This window comes from Pseudomonas sp. Q12-87, assembly GCF_001269755.1.
GTDB classification, from domain to species: Bacteria; Pseudomonadota; Gammaproteobacteria; order Pseudomonadales; family Pseudomonadaceae; genus Aquipseudomonas; species Aquipseudomonas fluorescens_S.
The window spans coordinates 35,851-58,777 of record NZ_LHVI01000013.1 but is presented as its reverse complement, the minus strand read 5'-3'; the positions used below and the strand labels follow the sequence as shown (position 1 = coordinate 58,777).

Sequence of the window (22,927 nt, the reverse complement as noted above, 5' to 3'; positions counted from 1 at the left end):
CCGGAGGATTCTGGTGCAGCTGTGGGCAATGGCGCAGGACGCTGCCATTTTGCGTGAACAGGCGCCAGGCACAGCAACCTGTGGAGCGAGCTGGCGCCCTCGCCACGGATAATTCTTCTCCACATAAATGTTGTCCGGCTTTGGTTCTGTTTATCCGGCCATGTAGGACTCCCGAGCCAGGCTACATCACCTTGCGCCGTTACCTACAACTGCGCCAGAATCCGCCGGCTTGTGCGCCTGGCTCGCGGCTTTTATTGTTTCCGGGTCGCTGATGTCAGCGATCGGGTTTGGTAGCCCGCGAGTCAACTAGGCGCAAGCGCCACCTCCTACAGATGCTTTCTCGGTGTCTGTTTCATGGTGGCCGTGCGCAGGGCGTCTTCGGGCGCGCCGGGTTCCTAGTGCTCCGGTCTACCAACCCGCGTACGGCCGCCACCCCATCGTTTGGTAGCGATAGTGTCGGCTCCTGAAACCAATACTAGGAGCTGCACAATGTTCAGGATCACCCCCAATCCCCCCGAAGACGATTCGAAAAAACTCAACGAAGCCGCCGACCGCGCCCTCGCCTTTTACCTCGACCCCAAACCTGAAAAACCCAATCCGCCACCGGGCCAGTTGTTCACCGTTGCAGAGAGTGCGGACATGGAATGCCTGCTGGCCAACCTCAGCGAAACCCTCGCCTCGGTCAATGTCATGGCCAGCGAGCTGGCATTCGAACTGGACGGCTCGCGGCGGCACTTTGCGCTGGGGATCCAGCAGATGATCGAGCTGGGTGAACTGTTGGCAAACCGCGCCCTGGACATCGCTGCACCGCGCTAAACGCACTCAAGCCCAGTGACACCCGTGGCGAGGGAGCTTGCTCCCGCTGGGCTGCGCAGCAGCCCCAATGGCCGGCACCTCGGTGGGTCAGATGTTTTTTGAGGGGGCTGGTTTGGGGGCCGCTTCGCAGCCCAGCGGGAGCAAGCTCCCTCGCCACAACTGCGTTCGCTTTAGTTTTTGGGTCAGGCGGGGTTTTACACCGGTTTGCTCTTGAGGTTGCGCGCATACCACGGCCGTTGCGGCACGCGACGGAACAGTTTCGAGAGCTTGTCGTCGTCGCTGCCAAAGGTGATGCGCAGCGCCAGTTTCATGGTTTCCGGGTCCATCTCCACCGAGCGTCCGATTTGCAGGCCTGGCGTGGTGCTGCAGCCGTGGGTGTCCGGCCCCAGCCAGGGGTCGCCGATTTCCACCCAGCGGCCCGGGGCGAACCAGGGCACGCCGTTGACTTGCAAGCGGCTCACTTCGCCTGGATGGAAACGTTCATGGGCACGAAACCAGTCTTCCAGGCGGTCGTCGATCCAGCCGTGGAAGGCCCAGAACACCGGGTTGACGTGGGATGAGAAGGGATCGCCCAGGAAGTCGTTTTCCGGCGCGTACCAACGCTGGGCGAAGTCCGCCGGGTCGCGGGCGAACGGCACTGGGTGGCCGTTGGACGGGTCACGCGGCACCGAGGCCCAGCGCATGTGCAACCAATCGTGCAGGCCCAGTTCCACTTCCGAGCCAAACTGGCCCAGGGTGAGTTTCGACAGATAGCGCGGGTCGCGGTAGCGCGATTCCCAGACCTGGAAATTGCTGTGATAGGTCTCGGCGGTCTTGATGTCACTCACCCATTGCGCGTACTGCTCGTCACCCCTGGCCAGCCAGGTCGGCGGCAGCGCCGTGCCGTCGTGGTTATCGAAATAGCGGGCGAAGCCAAGGCGATCGCGTTCCAGTTCCGGTTGCGGCAACGGGAAACGCGACCATGACGGCAGCGGCTGAAAGGAACGCGCCGTGCCAAGCATGCGCCGGTGCATGAAAAAGAAATCGATGCCCGAGCCATTGCGGTCTTTGCGCGGCCCACGGGCATCGCGCTCTTGATCCCTGGGCCCGGGTTGCCAGCCGATGCCGCGCAAGGCGTTGCGCTTGTCTTCGTCCAGGCTGTGCCACTTGTCCCGCGAAGCATGCCAGAGCTGGTGAAACAACCGATGCTCGGGCGAGACCAGCCAAGCCAGCAATGCTGGGCTCAGCGGCGTACGCTCGCGGGCCTCGGGGAACGGTTGTTTGCGGGCGACGAACTGGTTGTCGAGCTCAGGCAGGGCCAACGGGCGATCCAGCCGCAACACCTTACCGCTGAGGGTCGCGGGGCCGGCATTGCCGAAGCCGGCCCAGACCTCGTCGAGGGTCATGGCGAATTCGTAGTCCGGCGCGCCATCCGAGGCCTCGGTCCGGATCAGTCGCCAACTCAGTTGCTTGGGGTCGGTGCCGGCCAGATCGCCGAGCACCCGATAGCGCGGCTCTTCACCAGCGCGCAGCCGTTCGGCGGTGTCGAGGCATCCCACCAGGCCACGGCCCTTGTGGCCAATGTCGAGAAACACTTGGAGTTCGTCCCGGGGCAAGCCGTCGAGGCCGGCGTCGCGGCCGGTGAAACGGATTGTCCAGATCCCCCGCAGCGTATTGGCCAGGCGCTGGCCCGCGACGTCCGCCACATCGAACGAGGCTTCGCCGGGGGTGATGGTCGGGTCCGGCCGGGTCAGTTCGCGATGCCCGTAATACACCGCAGGCACGGCGGCACCGGTCAGCGCCAGGCCTGCCATGAACCATCGTCGAGAAATCGTCATTGCCTTACCTGTTTCCAGCCCTGGGGCGGGCTTTATCCAAGCTAGGACGATGGGCGGGCCGACAAATTTATAGAGGCTGTGAGGGCCTCATCGCGAGCAGGCTCGCTCCCACAGGTTTTGTGTTGGACACCGAATTTATGTACATCACAGAGCGAGTGTGGGAGCGGGCTTGCTCGCGAAGGCGTCGGCACATCCAACATTGATGCAAACTGACCCACCGTTTTCGCGAGCAAGCCCGCTCCCACAGGTGACCGCATTCCCACTGTGTGAGCGAGCCTGCTCGCGAAGCGGCCCTTTAAGCCACCTAAATTTCCCCGCCGATCACTCGTTCTCCCCAGATAGCAAAGGCCCCCGCGGCGAACCTGACTGAGATCGGCAATGACAACACCACGTTCGAAAAAGGCTCTTTTCACTGGCGTGCCCCTGGTCCTGGCACTGGTGGTGGGTGGCGGCCTGGCAGCCTGGGATCACTGGTGGCGGGACAACCCCGGCTACCCGGTCAAGGTGATGAAGCAAGCCCGGGAGCTGCATGAGCGCCTGCTCTCCTTCGACAGCCACATCACCGTGCCGCTGGATTTCGGCACCGCCGGCAATGAGGCCGACAAGGATGGCAAAGGCCAGTTCGACCTGGTGAAAGCCAATCGCGGTCACCTGTCCGGCGCCGCGCTGACGATCTTCGGCTGGCCCGAGCTGTGGAACGGCCCCAACGCGCCGCACAAGCCCACCGCCGGTTTCGTCGAAGAGGCGCGCAACCAGCAGGAGGTGCGCTACAAGATCATCAGCGGCATGGTCCGCGACTTCCCCAACCAGGTCGCCATCGCCTACACCCCGGATGATTTTCGCCGCCTGCATGGCGAAGGCAAGTTTGCGATTTTCATCAGCATGCTCAACGCCTACCCCCTCGGCCACGACCTGAACCTGCTCGACCTGTGGACGGCGCGGGGCATGCGCATGTTCGGCTTCAGCTACATCGGCAACAACGATTGGGCCGATTCGTCTCGCCCACTGCCGTTTTTCAACGACTCGCCGGACGCCCTCGGCGGCCTGTCGGATATCGGCAAGCAAGCGGTCACACGCCTGAACGACCTCGGCGTGATCATCGACGTGTCGCAAATGTCGACCCTGGCCCTGGAGCAAGTCGCACACCTGAGCCGCACGCCACTGGTGGCCTCGCATTCGGCGCCACGGGCAATGGTGGACATCCCGCGCAACCTCAGCGACAAGGAAATGCAGTTGATCAAGGCCAGTGGCGGCGTGGTGCAGATCGTCGGTTTCTCGCAGTACCTGCGCCCGCTGACGCAAAAAACCCAGGACAAGCTCAACGCCCTGCGCGAACGCTTCGACTTGCCGCCATTGCCCAACCTCGCCATGGCGCTGATGCCCGGCGACCCGATCATTGCCGCGTGGCCTGAGCAGAAATTCGGCGAATACGCTGGCCAGCTCTACGGCATTCTCGAAGAGGAACCCAAGGCCAGCCTCAAGGACTTGGGGGACGCCATCGACTACACGGTGCGCAAGATCGGCATCGACCACGTAGGCATCAGTTCGGACTTCAATGAAGGCGGTGGCGTGAAAGGCTGGGAGAACGTCGGCGACATCCGCAACGTCACCGCCGAACTGCTGACCCGTGGCTACTCGGAAGCCGACATCGCCAAACTGTGGGGCGGCAATTTCCTGCGGGTCTGGGATCAGGTCCAGAAAGCCGCCCGGCCCGCCGTCGCCTCGACCCAGAAGGCCGTCCAGCCATGAATGAACGCCGGACGTTCTTGAAGCAAGCCGGGATCCTCGCCGCCGGTTTGCCGCTGGCCGCCAGCCTGCCAACCACAGCCGTCGCCGATTCGCTGCCGCCATTGCCGCGCAACAGATGGGCGCAATTGCGCACGCTGTTCGACCAGGACCCGGACTACCTGCACTTCTCCAACTTCCTGGTCACCACCCACCCGCGCCCGGTACGCGAGGCCATCGAAAAACACCGCGCCGCCCTGGATAAAAACCCCGGGCTGTTGATGGACTGGGACTTGGGCGTCACTGAGGAGCGTGAAGAAAACGTGCGGGCCTGGGCTGGTCGTTACCTGCAAGCGAACCCGAAACAGATCGCCCTCACCGGCAGCACCACCGAGGGCCTGGCCATGATCTACGGCGGGGTCCATGTCGGCGCCGACCAGGAAATCCTCACCACGGCCCACGAACACTACGCCACCCACACCATTCTCAGCCTGCGCACCCAGCGCGAAGGCACCCGGGTGCGCAAAATCAAACTGTTCGAGAAGGCCCATGACGCCAGCGAGGAAGAAATCCTCTCGGCCATCGACCGCAATATCCGCCCCGAAACCCGGGTATTGGGCATGACCTGGGTGCATTCGGGCAGCGGCGTGAAGTTGCCCATCGGCAAGATCGGCGCGCTGGTGGACAAGCACAACCAGGGCCGCAGCGACGAGCAGCGCATCATTTACGTGGTCGATGGTGTGCACGGTTTCGGCGTCGAGGACCTCGGTTTCCCAGCCATGAATTGCGATTTCTTCATCGCCGGCACCCACAAATGGATGTTCGGCCCACGGGGCACCGGCCTGGTGTGCAGCCGCAGCGAAGAGGTCAAGTACGTCACGCCGATCATCCCGACCTTTTCCGAAGCCACGGCGTTTTCCACCACCATGACACCGGGCGGCTACCACGCCTTCGAGCATCGCTGGGCCGCGGACGAGGCGTTCAAGCTGCACCTGCAACTGGGCAAGTCCGACGTGCAAGCGCGCATCCATGCCCTCAACACTTACCTGAAAAAACATCTGCTGGCGAAGCCGCCAATCGAGCTGGTCACACCCCTGAGCCCGGAGCTGTCGGCCGGTTTCACCTTCTTCCGGATCAAGGGTCGCGAGAGCGATGAAATCGCCGGCTACCTGATGAAGAACCGAGTGATTGCCGACGCTGTGCACCGCGACGCAGGGCCGGTGATCCGCACCGCACCGGGGTTGCTCAACAACGAAGCCGAGATCGACCGTTTCATGGGCTTGCTAAGCAAAACACTCTGACCTTTATCGAGAGAGACGGATGAACAGTTCTTCGTTGAAGCTATTTCCAGCACTGGTTTTCGCCGCCCTGCTGCCTTCAGGCGCCCAGGCCTCGCAACCGGGCCAGGTGTTCCGCGACTGCAAGGACTGCCCGGAAATGGTCGTGCTGCCCACCGGCACGTTCCAGATAGGCACCCCCGACGATGAGGTCGGCCGCGAGCCGGACGAAGGCCCGATGCACCCGGTGACCTTCGCCAAGCCGCTGGCGATCAGTCGTTTCCAGGTGTTGAAAGGCGAGTGGTTCGCCTATCTGCGCGACAGCGGCTACTCGATGCCCGACGGCGACAAGCGCCCCGGTCGCGCGTGCAAGGCCGGCGTCCCCGACTACCAGGGCAGCGACCCACACAAGCAATACACCGACCGACACCCGGCGGTGTGCATGGATTTCGCCGAGGCCAACGCCTACGTCGCGTGGCTGTCAAAAAAAACCGGCAAACAGTACCGGCTGGTCAGCGAATCCCTGCGCGAATACGCAGCACGTGGCGGCAGCACCGGCCCGTTCCCCTTCCCGTTCGATGAAGGCAAGCCGTACAGCATCGCCCAACACGCCAACACCTACGGCGCGGCCGACGGCTACAACTTCACCGCACCGGCCGGCAGCTTCGCGGCCAATGCCTTCGGCGTCTACGACATGCATGGCAACGTCTACGAGTGGACGGCCGATTGCTACAACGAAAACTACGTCGACGCTCCAAGCGACGGCAGCGCCTGGCTCAGCGGCGACTGCAAGGCGCGGCGTATCCGTGGCAACGACTGGGGCGAAGCGCCGGTGTTCTCCCGTTCGGGCAACCGCAACGCGGTGTACCCCGATGCCAGGGGCGATTGGCTGGGGTTCCGGGTAGCGCGGGACATGTGACCCCGCTGATGCCGCTGAGACAGGCCTCCGTGGCGAGGGAGCTTGCTCCCGCTCGGTTGCGCAGCGACCGCAAAATCTTGGGGCCGCTGCGCAGCCCAGCGGGAGCAAGCTCCCTCGCCACGACGTGTTTCTCTGGCTATCAATCGTTAAATCGCCTGCGCCGACAATCGTTTTACAAACGGGCACGATCCAACCGGCATGCCCGCGCCTTCCAAGCCTTCAGGTGAACACCCGCCAAGGGCTTCGCCCTTTTCATCAAGCAGGGAAACCTCCATGAGCCAACCAACACGCGGGGCGATGAATGAACTGTTCAGCCTGCTCAAACCCTTCCGGCTGATTGTCCTGGGCTCCATCGTCCTGGGCATGCTGGGCGGCCTGAGCATCACCGCCCTGCTGGCAACCATCAACGACGCCCTGAACGCCGCCACCACGCCCACGCCCCGAATGCTGGCGACGTTCGCCGGGCTCTGTGCGGTGGCGCTGTTGACCTCGATTCTCTCGGACATCGGCACCAACCATGTCGGCCAGAACATCATTGCCGGGTTGCGCAAATCCCTGGGCCAGAAAGTCTTGCTGGCACCCATCGAGCAGATCGAACGCTATCGCAGCCATCGGCTCATCCCGGTGTTGACCCACGACGTCAACACCGTCAGCAACTTTGCGTTTTCTTTCGCACCGCTGGCCATCGCCTTCACCGTGACCCTCGGTTGCCTGGGATACCTGGCCTACCTGTCCCTGCCAATGTTCTTGCTGCTGCTGGTGGCGCTGGTCATCGGCACCGTCGTGCAATACGTCGCACGAGCCCGTGGCATCCGGGGGTTCGAAGCAGCTCGCGAGGCCGAGGACGCGCTGCAAAAGCACTACAGCGCGATTGCCGCCGGCGCCAAGGAGCTGCGCATTCATCGTCCGCGCCGCCAACGCATGTTCAGCCAGCGCATCGAAGCCACCGCCGACCACATCTGCGCCACCAATATCCGTTCGGTCAATACGTTCGTGGTGGCCAAGACCTTCGGTTCGATGCTGTTTTTCGTGGTCATCGGCCTGGTCCTGGCCCTGCAATCGCTGTGGCTGGGCACGGATAAAGCGGTGCTCAGCGGCTTCGTGCTGGTGCTGCTGTACGTGAAGGGCCCGCTGGAATACCTGGTGATGACCCTGCCGGTGATCAGCCGGGCCAACATCGCCTTCAAGCGCATTGCCGAGCTGGCCGAGCAGTTTTCCTCACCGGAGCCGCACCTGCTGCTCAACGACACGCGTGCCGCCAAGCCGACGCTCCAGCAGTTGGAGTTGCGGGACGTGCACTACACCTTCCCGGCAGTCGACGGCAGCCAACCCTTCGCCCTTGGGCCGGTCAACCTGTCCATCACCCAAGGCGACATCGTCTTCATCGTCGGCGAGAACGGCGGCGGCAAGACCACGTTGATCAAATTGCTGCTGGGTCTCTATGCGCCCCAGGGCGGCGAAATCCTGCTGGATGGCGAGCCGGTATCGGCCGCCCGACGGGACGATTACCGCCAGTTGTTCACCACGATTTTTGCCGACTACTACCTGTTCGATGAGCTGGTCCAGGGCGATCAACAGGTGCCGGCAGATGCCAACCGCTACCTGGAGCGTTTGGAAATCGCCCATAAGGTCAGCGTCCGGGACGGCGCGTTCAGCACCACCGATCTGTCCACCGGCCAACGCAAGCGCCTGGCGCTGCTCAACGCCTGGCTCGAAGAACGCCCGGTGCTGGTCTTCGATGAGTGGGCCGCTGACCAGGATCCGGTGTTTCGCCGCGTTTTCTATACCGAACTGCTGCCGGAACTGAAAGCACTGGGCAAAACCATCATCGTCATTTCCCACGACGACCGTTACTTCGACATCGCCGACCAATTGGTCCGGATGCAGGCAGGTCGGGTCGTCAGTGAAAAGGCCCCGGCAGCCTTTGCCTGAACCTGCCCGACGCAATGCTGTTTACCGCGAGAACACCATGAACGAATTGCTAGATGATGATCTGCTGACGCTGCTGCTCGATGAGGTTGCCGGCGACTTGCACGCCCGCACCCACCGTAGCCGGCTCGATCGCGCCCCCTTGTCCTTCGCCCAGCAACGCTTGTGGTTGGAGCAGCAGAGAGATCCGAGCCGCTCGGCCTACAACTTGCCCCGGGCCCTGCGCCTGACCGGCGCGCTCGATGCCGATGCTCTGGAGCAGGCACTGAATCGCGTCACCGACCGCCACGACATCCTGCGCACTGCGTTCGCTGAAATCGACGGCGCCGCGACCCAGGTGGTCGAGCGCAATGCCCAGCTCATTCTGCACCGCGAGGACCTCGGTGCACTCGATCCGCAGGCTCGGGCCGTGGCGCTGTCAGCGCGCATCGAGCGCCATGCCCGGCAACCTTTCGATCTCACCCAGGCGCCGCTGATGCGCGCAACGCTGCTCGGGCTGGGCGATGACGAACATGTGCTGTTGCTCAACATGCACCACATCGTCTCCGATGCCTGGTCCAACACGATCCTCATGCAGGACATGACCCAGGCCTATGGGCAGGCCTTGTGTGGCGATCCGTCAGCGCTGCCGCCGTTGTCCATGCAATACGCCGACTATGCGGCCCACCAACGCGGCGCGTATTTGCAAAGCACGGCCTGCCAGCGCAGTGGCGAATACTGGAGTCGCTACCTGGGACATGACCTGCCTGCGCTGGAACTTCCACAAGATTTTCCCCGAGCCGCGAGTCATCAACCTATGGCCGGCCGCGTGCATCTGTCGCTTGCCCCCGCAGTGTCCCAGGCCTTGGACACGTTCTGCCAACGCCAGGGGCTGACGCCTTTCGTGGTGGCGCTGGGTGCCTGGCAATTGTTGCTGGGCCGGTACAGCAACCAGAGTGATTTCACCGTCGGCGTCCCCAACGCCAACCGCAACAGCCATGAAAGCCAGGACCTGGTGGGGTTTTTCGTCAGCAGTCAGGTGTATCGCGCGCGAATCGACTCGACCCGCAGCGGGCTGGATTTTCTTCGGGATTTGCGCGCGCAGTCCCTCGCCGCGCTGGAACATGCCGACTACCCGCTGGAGCTGATCCTCGATCAACTGCAACGTCCTGGCGCCCAGGGTTCCAATCCGCTGTTCCAGGTCTTGTTCAACTGGCGCACCAGCTCGCCCAAACCGCCAGCGCCGACCCAAGGCCAGCTGGTGCTGGAGTTTCTCGATACCGGAGACAGCCAAGCCAAGTTCGACCTGTCGCTGGACGTCGACTACTCACAGCAACAGATCGTGGCGACCTTCGAGTACAGCCGCGATCTTTACCAGGCAACGACCATCGAGCGCATGGCCGAGCATTGGCAAAACCTGCTGCGAGGCCTGATCGAGACGCCCGAGCGCGCACTCGGTGAACTGCCATTGCTGGGTGCCACCGAGCGTCAGCAAACCCTCAGCGACTGGAACCGCCAGCCGACCCAACTGCCCCGTGAGCGCTGCCTGCACCACTTGATCGAAAGCCATGCCGCTACCTCGGGCGACGCGATTGCCCTGACGTTTGAAGGGCAGCACCTGAGCTACGGCGAACTCAACCGACAGGCCAACCGATTGGCCCATCGGCTGATCGAGCGAGGCGTTGGGCCCGACGTGTTGGTCGGCATCGCGGTGGAGCGCACGCCCCAGATGATCATCGGCCTGCTGGCCATTCTCAAGGCCGGCGGCGCCTACGTGCCGCTGGACCCGGCCTACCCGGCCGATCGCCTGGCATACATGATTGAGGACAGTGGCGTCACGCAGGTCCTGACCCAGGCGCATCTGCTTGAGTCGCTTGCGCTGCCCGCCGGCATGGATTGTCTGTTGCTGGATTCGGTCGATGCCGATGGCACCTGTCCCGAGCACAATCCGGATGTGCCGATGGACACTGATAACCTGGCGTACGTGATCTATACCTCAGGCTCGACCGGCAAGCCCAAGGGCACATTGCTCGCGCACCACAACGTCAACCGTTTGTTCCAGGCCACGAAGCACTGGTTCAGTTTCAACCAGCGGGATGTGTGGTGCCTGTTCCATTCCTATGCCTTCGACTTTTCCGTGTGGGAGATTTTCGGCGCCCTGCTGCATGGCGGTCGACTGGTCATCGTGCCCTACGCCGTGAGCCGTTCGCCGCAGGATTTTTATGCCCTGCTTTGCCAGGAAAACGTCACGGTGCTCAACCAGACGCCCTCGGCCTTCAAGTCGTTGTTGCAAGTCGCGTGCGAGCCTGGGCAGCCGCTTGTCCACCGACTGCGCCAGGTGATTTTTGGCGGCGAGGCGATTGACGTGCAAAGCCTGCGTCCCTGGTTTGAACGTTTCGGGGACCAGACGCCACGGTTGATCAACATGTATGGCATCACCGAAACCACGGTGCATGTCACTTGGCGGCCGCTGTCGATGAACGACCTGCACCGCGAGGCGGCGAGCCCTATCGGCGAGCCTATCGTCGACCTGTCCTGGTACTTGCTCGACGCTCATCTGAACCCGGTGCCCAAGGGTTGCATCGGTGAGCTGTATGTCGGTCGAGCCGGCCTGGCGCGCGGCTATCACCAGCGCGCCGACTTGACCGCCAGCCGCTTCATCCCCGATCCGTTCGACCCGCTGCCGGGTGGACGCCTGTATCGCACCGGCGACCTTGCCCGCTACCGCAGCGACGGCAGCATCGAATACGTCGGGCGCCTGGATCATCAGGTCAAGATCCGTGGTTTCCGCATTGAACTGGGGGAAATCCAGGCACGTCTGCAAACGCTGCCGGCAGTCCAGGATTGCGCGGTACTGACCCATGAAGGCCCGGGCGGCCTGCAACTGATCGCCTATGTGATCGCGACGCAACCGTCCACGGCCGAGTTACGCGAAAGCGTGTTGAACGCCCTCAAAGCCCAGTTGCCGGACTATATGGTGCCCAGTCACCTGCTGTTCATCGATCGCTTCCCGCTCAATACCAATGGCAAGCTCGACCGCAAGGCCTTGCCAGAACCTGATGCCGGCCTTTGGCATGGCCAATACGTCGCGCCGCGCACGCCGTTGGAAGAAGCCCTTGCGCAGCTCTGGCAGCATTCGCTCAGGGTTGAGCGCGTGAGCATCGATGACAGCTTCTTTGAATTGGGCGGCCATTCGATCCTCGCCATCGAGCTGATTGCCAACCTCAAGGCGCGCCTGAACATCACCGTGCGGCTGCAAGAACTGCTGGCCAACCCGAGCATCGCCGAACTGGCGCTGTTCATTTCGCACAAGCACCGGGAGCAGACTCAATGCCTGGTCGAATTGAACAACGCCCCCGCCACCGCACCGCAGCTATTTTGCCTGCACCCCAGCGGGGGCATCGTGTTCTGCTACCAGCCACTGGCACGCAAACTCCAACACCGTGCGCGCACGTTTGGCGTCATGCATCGCGGCTTCAGCGAACCCCATGCAGGGCCCGAAGCCTGGGGCGAGATGATCGCCGATTACAGCCAGGAAATCGTCAAGGCCCAGCCCGAAGGGCCCTATCATCTGATGGGCTGGTCACTGGGTGGCGCCATCGCCATGGACATCGCCGCCATGCTGGAAAGCCAGGGCCACACGGTGAATTTCCTCGGCTTGGTGGACAGCACGATTCCGGAACAACTGTATCCCGCAGCGTTGCCGCGTCATCGGCATTTACCGGACACGGAAAAAGCCGACCCGGCCTCCCAGGACTTGATCGAAGCCATCGAATACTTCGACCTGCTGTTTCCGACCCTCACGGACCGCACGGCGGCTTACCGGCAACAGCACCCCGACAGCACGGTCCAGGCATTCCATGAATGGGCCGCCAGCCAGATCGAGCCGGAGCGAGGCGACTTGCTGTCGATCGTGCAGAGCGTCAAGGATGAGGTCATGAATGCCCAGGCGTTTTCGGTGCATGACCGGTTGTTGGAGGCCTTCGATGGGTTCACTTTCAAGCCGGTACGGGTACGTCCGAGCTGCTGGTGGACACAGGCGGAAAAGACCCCGGAGGAGTTGGCTTTTTGCGAAGGGTTGATTAAGGAACACAGTTTGACGGGGCAGCTGCAATGCTCGGTGTATTCGCCGTTGCGTCATCGCAGCATGATCTTCGACGATGGATTGCTTGATTCGCTGGTCGAGGTCTTTCTGGGCTGTAAGTAGCGTCAGGCACGGTCATTGTGGCTCACCACGGGTTTTGGGCTGCCTCAGGTGCTTGCACACTCCCCCTTCAGCCATAAAAAAACCGACCCGCACAAGGCGGGTCGGTTTTTTTGTGCGCACGTGAATCAGAACTGCGGGGTGTACTTCACGCTGAACATCACATTACGCGGATCACCAAAGTTGTTGTTGCCATTGAGCTGGTTGTAACCCGGGGCAATGTAGGTCTTATCGAACAGGTTATTCAGGTTGACCGCCAGATCGATCTCCGACGTCATCCGATAGCCGACACGAGCGTTCCAAACGGTATAACCCGGAACCTCGCGATCATAGTCGTAGACCATCGTGTGGCTTTGGGTGGTGAAGCCCAGGCCGGTGCTGACACGGTTCCAGTCGCCGGTGAACTGGTAGTTGCCCCACACCCGCAGCATATGTTTCGGCGTCCAGGTGCTGAAGACACTGCCTTCATTGCTCGGATCTTTCAGGTACTTGGTGGTGTTGTAGGTATAGCCCGCGAACAGCTGCAGGTTATCTATCACTTCACCACTGATTTCGGCCTCGATCCCCTGACTACGCACTTTGCCCGAAGCAGCGGAGCAGTTCACGCCCGTGCAGCTGGCGACGGGGATGGCACGGTTCTCCTGGTCGTAACGGAAGACAGCCATGGAGGTATTGACCCGACCGTCCATCAGCTCGCCCTTGAGGCCGACTTCGTAGTTGGTGCCGACGATTGGCTTGAGCACCGAACCGCTGGTATCGAGGTTGGTTTGCGGCTGGAATACGTCGGTGTAGCTGGCATACACCGCCCATTCACGGCTCAGGTCATAAATGATACCGCCGTAGGGCGTAACCACGCCGGTCTCGGTGGCGGTGCTCGGTGCATTGCCGGTGATACTGCTCGCCGTCTGGGTTTTCGATTTGTAGCTGAAGTCGTACCAGCTGACGCGCGAACCCAACACCAGCGTCAGGTCGTCGACCGGTTTGACGCGCCAGGTGCCGTACACGCCTTTCTGGCGAATGTCGTATTTACTGAGGGTGCCCCGCCCGTTCGAGGCGTTGACCAAGCTGTCGTAGCTGACCTCCGGCCGATTATTATTCAGGTCGAAGATCGAGTCGCTGCTGTTGTTGAACGTGCGGGCATATTTATCGTCCGTCTCCAGTTGGGAGAAGTTGCTGCCCAGCATGACTTCCTGTTGCATCGACAAGGCTTCGAATTTGCCGGACAGGTTCATGTCCAGGCCAACCTTGGTGGATTGGAAATCGGTCACGAAGTCGGCGTATTGCACACCCGTGCCATTCGGGTTGAGGCCCACGCTGCCATTTTGCGTTCGCTGGTTTTTCGCCTGGTTGTCTTCGGACATATGCACAGCGCCAACCTTGAAGGCCCAATCCTCGTTGAAGCGATGCTCCAGATCGGCATAAAGGGTGGTGACGTCGATATCGGAACGGTTCCAGCGCGCGCCGGTGTAGGTCGAACGCGACACGTCCGGCATCGAGCCGTCGGCGTAGCGTGGCAGGCCGCGGATGTTGCCGCGCGACTCGCCGTTGGACTGGCTGACGGCGAAGCCCAGAGTGGTGTCTTCGCTCAGGTCGACGTCCAGCGCGCCGTACATCGAGTGGGTTTTGTTCCACGTATGGTCAACGAAGGAATTGCTCTGGTCTTCGTCGAGGACGACACGACCACGAATGTTGCCGGCGTCGTTCAGCGGGCCGCCAGCGTCCAATTGCAGGCCGTAGTGATCCCACGAGCCAGCCTTGCCGGTCAGGGTCACGGTCGGTGCGCTCTGGCCACGCTTGCGCACCAGGTTGATGGCGCCACCAGGGCTGCCCGTGCCTTGCAGCAGGCCGGAGGCGCCGCGCATGACTTCCAGGCGGTCGAAGAAAATCAGGTCCTGGGTCGCCCAGTTGCCCAGCGAATAGGTATTGCGCGGGATCGGCACACCGTCGTATTGCCAGTCATCGATCTGGAAACCGCGGGAAGACAGGATCATGCCCTGGCCGACGCCCTGCAGGCCGACGATGCCGGTGGTCTGGTTGACCGCGTCCTTGAGGCTGACCAGGTTCTGATCGTCCATCTGCTTGCGCGTCATCACGGTGATCGACTGGGGAATTTCCTTGAGGGTGTGGGTGCCCTTGCCGATGGTCACGGCGTTACTGGTGTATGAGTGGCTGCCTTCGGTCGTCGCGTCCAATTGCTGTGCGTTGATGGTGGTTGCGCCCAACTCCATGCCGGTGGTGGCGGAGCCTCGCACCAGCATGATAGTGCTGCCTTCGAGGCTGTAGCGCACGCCGGTGCCCTTGAGCAATTCGGCGATGGCCGCCTGCGGGCTCATCTTGCCGCTGACGCGGGTGCTTTTCAGCCCGGCCATATCGGCGGCGTTGTAGATCACTTGCTGGTTGGTCTGCTGGCCGAACGCTTGCAATGCCTGCGGTAGCGATTGCGCAGGAATGTCGATGCTGACGTCTTCAGCCATCACCTGGGCGCTGAGTGGCATTACGCAGACCAACCCCAAACCGGTCAACACCCGACGCGAACGCAGGCCGCGGGACATGACGAGTGCCTTGAACAGCGGTTTCAACTCATGAATTGCCGACATCGTGCTCTCTATTATTGGTAGAAGTGAAAGTCCATGGGGCCAAATGGCCCGCCGCTCGCCCGCACAAGTGAACCCGCGCTGTCGATTGCCTCACGGCAATGCGCCAGTGCATGGCCGACCGGCCCCTCCCCGGGCACGGTCATCCGGCTGGACGACGACAAAGTTTTTGCTGGACGCATCCGGCGCCTGGGCAGCCCTGCCCGACCCGATTTGCCCACATACCTTTGTAAGACGCAGCACCGGCATGAAACCGGAATGAGTTTATTTATCATTCGCGTAAAAAGTTAAAAAAGGCCGGCGCTGATGGGCGCCGGCTTTTTTAATGAACACCGCCAATACCAAAGCTGTGAACACTCGTGTGGCGAGGGAGCTTGCTCCCGCTGGGCTGCGCAGCAGCCCCAAAAGCCCTCACGCGGTGAGCCAGACAAATAGCGGCAGCCGGTTTCAGGACTGCTGCGCAGCCCAGCGGGAGCAAGCTCCCTCGCCACAGGGTTCTGCTTGGTTTTTAAGATTTGACCCGCCTCTGAATCAGCCCAGCGGCGCCGCCCTGGCGGCTTGCAGCTGCCGAGCCTGTTCGGCCAGCAGGGCTTTTTCCTCTGGGCTCATCGCTTCCATGCGCAAGCGCACCTGGGCGATTTTTTCCAGTTGCCCCGGGCTGCTCTCCACCGCTCGCAAGGCCTGGGCCAGCGAGGCCACGGTCGGATGATCGAAAACCAGTCCCGGATGAATGTCGCACTGCAACAACTTGCGAATACCGGCCACCAACTTGATCACCAACAACGAATGCCCACCGGCGGCGAAGAAGTCGCGGTCGATGCCCAGTCGGTCTTGCCCCAGCAACTGTGCCATGCGCGCGGCGAGCAATTGTTCCAGCGCATCGCGCGGTGCGGTGTCTTCATCGTCCGCCGTCGCACTCGCCAACAGCTGCAGCGCCTTGCGATCGATCTTGCCGTTGGCCAGCCGCGGGAACTGTTCGATCAGTTGTAGGTGCTGCGGCAGCATCACACTGGGCAAGCGGGCGCTCAGCTCGGCTCGCGCGGCGTCAAGCAAGCCCGCCGACGTGCCTTGCTGCGCCACGATAAACGCCAACAACCCCTGCTCGGCCGCCGCAGCCGGCAGCACCAGCGCTTCGGCAACCTGTGGCACGCGCAGGAGCTCGGCCTCGATCTCCGCCAATTCGATCCGGAACCCGCGCACCTTCACCTGCTGATCGCGCCGGCCGTGCAGCTGGATCGCACCGTCCGGGCGATAGCGCGCCAGGTCGCCGCTGCGATAGAGACGTTGGGCCGGATCAAACGGACTCTGGATGAACGCTTGCCCCTCGGTGTCGACATTCACATAGCCCCGGCATACCTGGGCACCGCCCAGGTACACCTCACCCAGCATGCCCACCGGTGCCAAACGCAGATCGGCGTCAAGCACGTAGACCTGGTTGTTGCCCAGCACCTGGGTCAGCGCCGAACAATCGTCGGCAGTACCGTCCAGTGCCAAGGGATGGATCATCACCCCGACCGTGGCTTCGGTCGGCCCGTAGTGGTTGAACACCTGGCAATCGCTGCGCAGCCGGGCGATGCGTTCGATCAACGGCCCGGCGATTGGCTCGCCACCCAGCACCAGCGTACGCGGCAGGGTCGCCCGCTCACTGTCCAGCAGCGCCGCGAGGTGCGACGGCACGATCTTCAGGCAGTCGATCTGGTGCTGGTGCAGGTAGTCGGCAAACAACGCGCCGTCCTGCATCTGTTCATCGCTGGCCACGTGCAAGGTCACGCCATTGAACAACCCGCCAAACAAGGTGGTGTTGCCCAAGTCCGCCGCCACGGTAGAGGTAAAACCGACGTGTTTGCACCACTCAAGCCCCAGCGCCTGGCTGACCTGGGCGGTGTAGTTGAGCAACTGCCGATGCTCGATCACCACGCCCTTGGGCACACCGGTGGAGCCGGAGGTAAATAACACATAGGCAATGTCGTTGCCCTGAGTGACAAGAGGCGGCAACGACGCAGCCGACTGACTGAGCCCTGCAACAGTCAATACCTTGTATGGCTGATCGTTCCAGGCCGGCAGTTGCGCCGCATCGGTCAGCAACACAGCGGCGCCGGCCTGCTCCAGCATCAACGCCTGACGCGCCTGGGGCCACTGCACATCGAGGGGCAGATACGCCGCCCCGATGCGCCAGCTCGCCAACATGGCAATCACCAGTTCCGCCGAACGCGGCAACGCCAGCGCGACAATCGACCCGGCGCCCAGCCCTTGGTCCTGGAGGCCCTGGGCCACGCTGTCGACCCGCGCTTGCAACTGGCCATAGCTCAACTGCTGGTCGGCGTCAGTCAGGGCAATGGCGTCCGGCGTATGGATCGCCCAGTCGGCGATGCGTTGCGGCAAATAACGACTGTCCGCCAGCGCCTGCACCGGCGGGTTGATCGCCAGCGAGCGCTGTTTCTCGGCGCTGCCCAGCAGGTTGAGCTGTGCCAGTTGAGCATGCGGTGCCGCAAGGATCGACGCCAACAGCACGCCGTATTGCTCCAGCACGGCGTTGATGGACGCTCGCGAATAACGCGAACTGGCGTAATGCACATTGAACGCAGCAGGCTGCTGGACACCGTCCAATTGGACCTGCAACAAGCACTCGAACCCATCGACCTGAACAGGCGCCGACGCGGCCCAGTTCAGACCGCCACTGGCCTGGGTATGGCTCGCCTCGGCCATCGTAAAGCCATAGGCCGGACGCGCCGCGTCAGGGCTCAATTCCGGCGTCCAGTATTCCTGCCAGGTGCGGTGATCATCGAGGCGAGCCGCCAGGGTGCCCAGCCATTCGCTGAAGGATGCAACGGCGGGCAAGGCAACGCACAGCGGCAGGTTTTTTTCGAACACCCCCACGGCATTGGCGAAATAGTCGTAGTCGCCGCGACTGTCATGGCGCACGCCGACCAGCGCCTGTTCACCCCCGCTCAAGCGTCCCAGCAACACCCACCAGGCGCCTTGCAGCAACGTGGCAAGGGGCTGGCCGAGCTGCTCGGCCAGGCGTTGCAACGCGTCGCGCTGCGCCGGTTCCAGCGCCAGCGATACGCACGAGTCGGCGACCGTTGCCTCATGGCCAGCACTGCGCGCGGCCAACCACGGCGTGGCGATGTCCGCCTGCACATTCTGCAAGTGCTCCCGCCAATAGGTCTGCGCGGTGCCGGCGTCTTCATCCAGCACCACTTCACTGCGCCATTCCAGGTACTGGGCAAACTCCCCTGGCACTTCGTCCTCCGACGCCTGTGCCCCGGCATAGGCTTGCTGGAGCTGTTCGAGCAATACATTCAGCGATTGCCCATCGACGCTGAAGCGGGCGATGCCCAGCACCAACTGCCATTGCCGTGGCCCCAGTCGATAAAGCACGGCCTGGACGCTTGCCGATTCGCCGAGCACAAAAGCGCGGTCCGTCAGTTCCTCGACCTGCGCCTGGATTTCCTCGGCCCGTTGCGCCTGCGCCTGGACCGTCAGCGGAAAGTGCCCGAAGCCGGCGGCGGCCTGGCGCAACCCGTGGAAACCGGCAACCTTGCCCAACCGCGCCAGCAGCATCGGCTGCTGCGCCAGTAGCGTATCGAACGCCACCTGCAAACGCTGCGGGTCGAGGTCACCGTCGATGACCACATGCAACCAGCGCAATGCCTCGCCACACGTCGCCGTGTTCGACAGTTGCTCAAGCGCTGTTTGTTGCTCGGGTGTCAGGGCGAAGCCCGGATCGTTCGCGTCCATGGTGACCTCGTTCATGCTCCGGCTTCCTCGGTAGTGGGTGCATCTTGGGCGGTGTGCCGGGCGGCAGGCATGCGTTCAAGGCTGCTGTGGTCGTACATATCGCCCATGGCGACCACGATCTTGCGGGGCCCCTCGAACGGGTCGCGGGCGTGGGCCACCAGCATGTTGTCCAGCAGGATCACGTCGCCCTTGTGCCAGTCGAAACGCACCGCGCAGGCTTCGTACAACTGGCCGATGCGCTGCATCACCTCATCTTCAATCGGCGTGCCGTCGCCGTAGTACACATGCCGTGGCATGCGCTCCAGGCCGAACATCGACAACAGGTCTTCCCGTACGTCCGGCTCCAGCCAGTAGATGTGATGCAACTGCACCTGGTTGAAGAATGACTTTTCGCCGGTGATCGGGTGCGTGATGATCGCGGGCCCCGGCGTGCGGGTTTGCAGCTCGTCGTTATCGAGCCAACGCCACTGGATGCCACCCGCCCGGCAACGTGCCTCCACTTCGCGGCGATCTTCAGTCTTGAAGAAGTGCTGCCACGACACGTCGAGCTTGGCGGTGAAGGTGCGCACGTAGAGCAGGCCTTTGTCCTCGAACTTCTCGCGAAGGTCCGCCGGCAGTTTCTCGTACATCAAGCGGCAATCCACCACCGGAGTCGCGCCGCCCACGGGCGCGGCTTGCTCGCAATAGAACATCTGCTTGCGCGGCCAACGGTCCTGGTGGGAGCTCTCGTTGTGGAACAGGATCATCTTGCGCTCCGGGTACGGCGTGGAGCGGTAGGTATTCTTGCCCCCTTCCTTCTTCGGCAGGTCGCCGTACTGACCATAAAGCCCGGGCTGTATCGCTTCGGCGAAGGCTTCAAAACCCTGGATACCGTCCAGCTCGAAACCGCGAAACAGGATGCCCGCGTGTTCGGCGAGCTTTTGCTCAATGAACCCACGGTTCTGCTGGATCCACTCGATGACGTCCAGGTGCGGCTCGCCCGGTTCCAGCATCAACGGAAAGCGTTGCGGCGCGGCCACCAGCGATTCGCGCACCCGCGCTGGACGAGGCCCGGCGGCCGGTGTCGCGGCGCGCTTGAGGAACTTGCCCAGTTTGTCGGCCTTGGGCCCGGGGACGGTGGCAGGCGTGACGGCTGCCGCCCGGTTTTCGACTGGCATGCAGATAGCTCCCAATTGAATGTCCTGATCAACGACGATCTGTTCCAACAGGGCTGTCCAGGCCTGGATCAGCTGCTGGATGCGCTCGTGTCCGAACAAGGTCGAGGCGAATTGCCAGTTACCGCGCAATTGCCCTTCTTCTTCGTCAACGAACAGTGCCATGTCGAATTTAGAATGGGTCTCCAGGGCCGGTAGCGATTCCACGCTCAAGCCCGCCATGGAGCGGGTGCGCACCGGCACGTTGTTCATCACAAACAACACTTGGAGCAACGGGTTCATGCCCTTGTGCCGCGGCACGCCCGACACCTCGACAATCTGGTCGAACGGCAGGTCCTGGTGCTCCAGCGCGCCAAGCAGGTTGTCCTGGGTTTGCGCCAGGAAATCCGAGAACGCAGCGTCGGCATCAAAGCGCGAACGCAATGGCAGCACGTTGACGAAGAAGCCGATCAGGTGTTCGAGTTCAGCCTGTTCACGTCCGGCCACGTCGGCGCCAATGACCAGGTCTGCCGCGTTGCAGACTCGATGCAACAGCACCTGGAAGGACGCCAGCAACGTGCTGTACAGCGTGACACCGGCCTCGCTGGATAAGCGGCGCAACGCCTCGGTCAGCCCGCTGGACAGCTGGAATCGCAGCGCATCGCCGTCATAGGACACCGTCTGCCCGCGAGGGCTGGTCAACGGCAGGTTCAGGCGGCCGTCGTACCCGTCGAGCCGGTGCTTCCAATAGTCGGCCTGACGCGCCAGCACCCCCTGGTCCTCCAGCGCCTGTTGCCACCAGGCGAAGTCCTGGTACTGAACCTGGAGCGGTGGCAGCGGCATCGGCTTGCCCGCGAGGGACGCTTCATAGACCTGCACCAGTTCGTTGATCAACAACCCCATCGACCAGCCATCGGAGATGATGTGGTGTATCGCGTACAGCAACACATGTTCGGTCGGCCCCAGGTGCAGGATTCGCCCGCGCCACAGCGGAGCCTGTTGCAGGTCAATCGGCGTGCGTGCGTTTTCCAGCGTCGCCCGGGCCACCTCCTCCTGCTGGGCACTGGGCGAGAGGCCCGACAAATCGATCAGCGGGAAATCCTGTTCGATCTCATCGGCAATCAGCGCTACCGGATCGCCTTCGTCGTCCTGGACATACGCGGTGCGTATCACGTCATGGCGGCGCACCACGTCGGCGAAGCTGCTCAGCAGATGCTCCACCGACAACGCGCCAGACAAGCGCAGCGCCAGGGGCATGCCATAGGCCGACGTGCCACCGGACAACTGTTCGGCAATCCACAAGCGCCGCTGCACCAACGACAACGGTGCCGAGCGCTGTGGCCCATGGGCCTTGAGCCGAACCCTGCGGGAATCGCTCGCCCGCACCGGTCCATCCGCGGTCCCGCCCATCAGGTTGGCCAGCGCCTTGAGCTGTGGATGATTGAACAGATCCCGCAGGCTCAGGGGATAACTCGTCAGCCCGCGCAGGCGCGAAACGGCTTGGGTCGCCAGCAATGAATGACCGCCGCGCTCGAAGAAATGGTCATTGCGACCGACCTTTTCGAGCTCCAGTACTTCCTGCCAGATGGACGCGATCTGCTGTTCCAGCTCGCCCTCGGGCATCACGAAACCGTGGGACTGGTCCGCATCGAAACGCGGCAGCGCCTTGCGATCGAGCTTGCCGTTCGGGCTCACCGGCATGCGCTCGAGCAGCACCCAGTGCTGCGGCACCATGTAGTCCGGCAGATGCTGGCTCACCTGGCCCTTCAACGTCTGCTCGAAGGCATGACCGACGCTGGCATCGGCGTTCAACAGCGCCGCGGATTCCGGCACCACATACCCCACCAGCACGCTACCGTCCTGGGCGATCACAACAGCTTCGCGGACCTCGGCATGTTCGGCCAGGCGCGCTTCGATCTCGCCCAGCTCGATCCGCAGGCCGCGGATTTTCACCTGATGGTCCATGCGCCCGGCGTACTCGATCACGCCATCGGCCCGGTAGCGCGCCAGGTCGCCGGTGCGGTACAGGCGCGCGCCATCACCGAACGGGCTGGTGACGAAGCGCTCAGCGGTCAACGCTGGACGACGGTGATAACCCCGCGCCAAGCCTTCACCGCCCAGGTACAGCTCGCCAGTCACTCCCACCGGCAGCGGCGACAGATTCTGGTCCAGGATGAACGTGCTCAGGTTGGCAATCGGCTGGCCAATCGGCACCGCGTCCCGGCCTTCGTCGACACAGGTCCAATGTGTCACGTCGATGGCCGCTTCGGTGGGGCCGTACAAGTTATACAAGCCGGCGGCGGGCAGTTTGGCGAACACCTGCAACTGGGCATCCACCGGCAGGGCTTCGCCACTGCAGATGATCCGCTTCAGGCCCTGGCAACGACCGACCGTAGGCTCCTGCATGAATACCTGCAGCATCGAGGGGACGAAGTGCAAGGTGCTGATCTGTTGCGCGGTGATCAGCTCGATCAACTGCGTTGGGTCGCGGTGGGCACCGGGCGGCGCCATGACCAGGGTCGAACCGGTCAGCAATGGCCAGAAGAACTCCCAGACCGACACGTCGAAACTGAACGGCGTCTTTTGCAACACCCTGTCGCTCGCCTCCAACCCATAGGCGTCCTGCATCCAGGACAGCCGATTGACCAGCGCCGAATGGCGGTTGCCCGCGCCTTTGGGTTTGCCGGTAGAGCCCGAGGTGTAAATCACGTAGGCGAGGTTCTCGCCATCGACTGCAACCACCGGATTGGCATCGCGGCGCCCGGCCAGCCAGTCGCCTGGCTGATCCAGTAC

Annotated in this window: 10 protein-coding genes (1 of these 10 cut by a window edge); 6 read left to right on the top strand and 4 right to left on the bottom strand. The window is 62.7% G+C overall.

Annotation, left to right across the window (positions count from 1 at the left end):
- Positions 1-489: 489 nt before the first annotated feature.
- The gene (locus AD663_RS08135; RefSeq protein ID WP_053213542.1) at positions 490-816 is read left to right on the top strand and encodes a DUF6124 family protein; all 327 of its coding nucleotides are present in this window, start codon (positions 490-492) and stop codon (positions 814-816) included.
- A gap of 194 nt (positions 817-1,010) precedes the next feature.
- On the opposite strand, the gene AD663_RS08130 is transcribed toward AD663_RS08135, so the two are convergent.
- A complete protein-coding gene (locus tag AD663_RS08130; RefSeq protein ID WP_157062710.1) occupies positions 1,011-2,633 on the bottom strand; it encodes a PvdJ/PvdD/PvdP-like protein in 1,623 nt (540 codons plus the stop codon).
- 378 nt (positions 2,634-3,011) lie between these two features.
- Between AD663_RS08130 and pvdM the strand changes: the two genes are divergently transcribed.
- The 5 genes from pvdM to AD663_RS08105 all read left to right on the top strand — a co-directional run bounded on the left by pvdM (position 3,012) and on the right by AD663_RS08105 (position 12,669).
- Positions 3,012-4,382 (top strand): pyoverdine-tailoring dipeptidase-like protein PvdM, encoded by a 1,371-nt coding sequence (gene pvdM / locus AD663_RS08125; RefSeq protein WP_053213540.1) that lies wholly within the window; start codon positions 3,012-3,014, stop codon positions 4,380-4,382.
- A complete protein-coding gene (locus AD663_RS08120; RefSeq protein ID WP_053213539.1) occupies positions 4,379-5,659 on the top strand; it encodes an aminotransferase class V-fold PLP-dependent enzyme in 1,281 nt (426 codons plus the stop codon). The genes pvdM and AD663_RS08120 overlap by 4 nt, the downstream gene beginning before the upstream one ends.
- A 19-nt stretch (positions 5,660-5,678) precedes the next feature.
- On the top strand, positions 5,679-6,554 hold the full coding sequence (locus AD663_RS08115; protein ID WP_053213538.1) for a formylglycine-generating enzyme family protein: 876 nt from the start codon (positions 5,679-5,681) through the stop codon (positions 6,552-6,554).
- 273 nt (positions 6,555-6,827) lie between these two features.
- Positions 6,828-8,486 (top strand): cyclic peptide export ABC transporter, encoded by a 1,659-nt coding sequence (locus tag AD663_RS08110; RefSeq protein WP_053213537.1) that lies wholly within the window; start codon positions 6,828-6,830, stop codon positions 8,484-8,486.
- 37 nt (positions 8,487-8,523) lie between these two features.
- Positions 8,524-12,669, top strand: coding sequence for a non-ribosomal peptide synthetase (locus tag AD663_RS08105; RefSeq protein ID WP_053213536.1), 4,146 nt, complete (start codon positions 8,524-8,526; stop codon positions 12,667-12,669).
- A gap of 125 nt (positions 12,670-12,794) precedes the next feature.
- Here AD663_RS08105 and AD663_RS08100 read toward each other — a convergent pair whose 3' ends face one another.
- From AD663_RS08100 to AD663_RS08090, 3 genes are all read right to left on the bottom strand, one after another.
- Positions 12,795-15,263 carry a TonB-dependent receptor gene (locus AD663_RS08100; RefSeq protein ID WP_053213535.1) on the bottom strand — a complete coding sequence of 823 codons (2,469 nt, stop codon included), beginning with the start codon at positions 15,261-15,263 and terminating at the stop codon, positions 12,795-12,797.
- 528 nt (positions 15,264-15,791) lie between these two features.
- Entirely contained in the window at positions 15,792-19,016 is a 3,225-nt protein-coding gene (locus tag AD663_RS08095) for an amino acid adenylation domain-containing protein (RefSeq protein WP_053213534.1), read from the bottom strand.
- Positions 19,013-22,927, bottom strand: the 3' portion of a protein-coding gene (locus AD663_RS08090) for a non-ribosomal peptide synthase/polyketide synthase (RefSeq protein ID WP_053213533.1). It continues 9,618 nt past the right edge of the window; the window shows 3,915 of its 13,533 coding nt (coding positions 9,619-13,533); its start codon lies beyond the right edge, outside the window — the gene reads right to left on this strand; the stop codon is at positions 19,013-19,015. Before AD663_RS08090 ends, AD663_RS08095 begins: the two co-directional genes overlap by 4 nt.